3 protein-coding genes are annotated in these 2,624 nt (G+C 59.4%); 2 read left to right on the forward strand and 1 reads right to left on the reverse strand.

Annotated elements, in window-relative coordinates:
• Nucleotides 1–35: 35 nt before the first annotated feature.
• The gene (locus NKI72_RS34495) at nt 36–197 is read right to left on the reverse strand and encodes a hypothetical protein (RefSeq protein ID WP_189556919.1); all 162 of its coding nucleotides are present in this window, start codon (nt 195–197) and stop codon (nt 36–38) included.
• Here NKI72_RS34495 and istA point away from each other — a divergent pair.
• Together istA and istB are read left to right on the forward strand one after the other, a co-directional pair.
• Entirely contained in the window at nt 196–1,707 is a 1,512-nt protein-coding gene (gene istA, locus NKI72_RS34500; RefSeq protein WP_502901966.1) for an IS21 family transposase, read from the forward strand. The two genes, NKI72_RS34495 and istA, sit on opposite strands and share 2 nt — an antisense overlap.
• 12 nt (nt 1,708–1,719) lie before the next feature.
• Entirely contained in the window at nt 1,720–2,475 is a 756-nt protein-coding gene (istB, locus tag NKI72_RS34505; protein ID WP_125007203.1) for an IS21-like element helper ATPase IstB, read from the forward strand.
• The last annotated feature ends 149 nt before the right edge of the window (nt 2,476–2,624 follow it).

Consider the following 2,624-nt stretch of genomic DNA (forward strand, 5'->3'; position numbering starts at 1 on the left):
TGCGGATTCCGACGTGAAGCCGGCCGCCATTCCGATCAAAGACCGGCCACCATTCCGATTTGAAGCCGGCCACCATTCCAATCAAAAGTCGGCCAGTTTTCGGCACTGAACATTACCTCCTGGGTCAGCAACTTTGGCATCAAATGCCCCGCGATGAACGGGGAGATTTTGATGCCGGCAAAGAGAAGGCTGACCATGAGACAGTTACGACAAATGCTGCGGCTTGCCGGAAGCGGGACCAGCTCCCGCGAGATTGCCGTCGTCTTGGGAATAGCGCGCAGCACGGTGCAGGATAATCTGCAGCGCGCAGCGGCGGTTGGATTGAGCTGGCCCTTGCCGGGCGAACTGACCGACGATGCGCTCGAGAACAAACTCTTCACTCGCAACGGCGTCAAACAGGGCACGAGAAGACGCACAGAACCAAACTGGGCCGATCTTGCCGTCGAGCTCAAGAAGCCCGGTGTCACCTTGCTCATCCTCTGGGAGGAGTATCGTGGGTCGCATCCCGAAGGATACGGCTACAGTCGCTTCTGCGAACTCTTTCGCAGTTTCGAGCAGCGGCTTTCGCCGACGATGCGCCAGGAGCATGCGGCCGGCGACAAGGTCTTCGTCGACTATTCCGGCAAGAAGATCCCGATTGTTGATCGCAAGACCGGTGAGATCCGCGAGGCAGAGATCTTCGTGGCAGTGCTCGGCGCATCCAGCTTCACCTATGCTGAAGCAACATGGACACAAACACTTCCCGACTGGATCGGCTCGCATGTTCGGATGTTTCGTTTCTTCGGAGGCGTTCCCCGGTTGGTCGTTCCCGACAATTTGAAGTCTGGCGTCAGCCGCGCCAGTTTCTACGATCCCGAGATCAACCGCAGCTACGGCATGATGGCATCCCACTATGGTGTCGGTGTCCTGCCGGCACGGCCGCGACGGCCGAAGGACAAATCCAAAGTCGAGAACGGCGTCCGCTTCGCCCAATCATGCATTCTGGGGCGGATGCGCAATCAGACCTTCTTCTCGCTGGCCGAGGCCAATGCCGCCATTCGCCAGGCACTCGATCGCATCAATGATCACGTCATGCGCCGGCTGGGCGTCAGTCGCCGGCAGCTGTTCGAGAGTGTCGAGCGCCCGGCTTTGGCCAGTCTTCCACTGGAGGATTACGAGTTTGCCGAATGGCGTTTGGCCCGCGTCTCGACGGATTACCACGTCGAGTTCAAGACCTTCTTTTATTCCGTGCCGCACAGCCTCATTCGCCAGCAGGTCGATCTGAGAGCAACGGCACGCACCATCGAGATCTTCCACCGCGGCAAGCGCGTCGCGGTGCATCAGCGCCGCTATGGCGGTCCTCGCCATGGAACCGATCCGGATCACATGCCCAGCTCCCACCGGCGCTATGCCGAGTGGACGCCAGATCGCTTCCGTCGCTGGGCCGCATCCGTCGGCCCCGAGACGGAAGGCTTGATTGTCGCAATCCTCGCCAGCCGCCCACATCCTGAACAAGGCTTTCGAACATGCCTGGGTGTCCTGCGCCTGTTTCGCGATGTCACACGCGATCGCGCCGAAGCTGTGTCAGCCCGCGCTGTCGAGATCGGTGGCCTGAACTGCAAGAGCATTGCCTCGCTTATCGCCAATCACAAGGCCGCAAGGCATTCCACCGAACCGACCGCCATCGTCGATCACGCCAATCTGCGTGGCCCTGATTACTTTCATTGAGGAGACACACCAATGCTTATCCATCCCACCATCGACATGCTGCGCGAACTCGGCCTTCATGGCATGGCCACCGCCTTCCAGGAGCTCGACGCACAATCCGAAGCACGCGGCCTCGAGCATGGCGAATGGCTTGCCATGCTGCTTGAGCGCGAGGCTACCATGCGCCGCCAGAAGCGTTTCGAAGCCCGCGCCAGGGCTGCAAAGCTGCGCCATGACGCACAGATCGAGAATGCCGACTTCCGTGCCGCACGCGGTCTTGACCGCAATCTGTTCATGGCGCTCGCCGGCTGCGACTGGATCAGAAAGCATCACAGTCTTCTCATCACCGGGCCGGCGGGCGTGGGCAAGAGCTGGCTGGCCTGCGCTCTCGGCCACAAAGCTTGCCGAGAGGATTTCTCCGTCGCCTATCACCGCGTTCCCCGGCTGTTTGCAACTCTTGCCCTTGCCAGAGGCGACGGACGTTATGGCCGGATCCTCAAGCAACTTGCCAAAACCGACCTTCTCATTCTCGATGACTGGGGACCGGAAAAACTCAATGATGACCAGCGGCGTGATGTGCTTGAGATCATTGAAGACCGCTACGAACGCCGATCGACAATCGTCACCAGTCAGCTGCCTCTGGATCGCTGGTACGAGATCATTGCAAACCCAACTCTGGCCGATGCCATCCTGGACCGCCTCGTTCACAACGCCTATCGCATCGATCTCACCGGTGAAAGCATGCGAAAACAGCGCTCGCCAAGAGCGTCTGAAACAGCTCAAGCTTGACCTGAAACGAAACCCAATCCAAACATCAACGAGACCCAGGATCAGTCCGAAAAATGGCCGGCTTCAAATCGGAACACCGGCCGGATTGAAATCGGAATGACCGGCCGGCTTCAAATCGGAATCGATGGCCGGCTTCGTCGGAATACGCA

The sequence above is a fragment of the Mesorhizobium sp. M0437 genome, from assembly GCF_040321335.1.
Classification (GTDB): Bacteria; Pseudomonadota; Alphaproteobacteria; order Rhizobiales; family Rhizobiaceae; genus Mesorhizobium.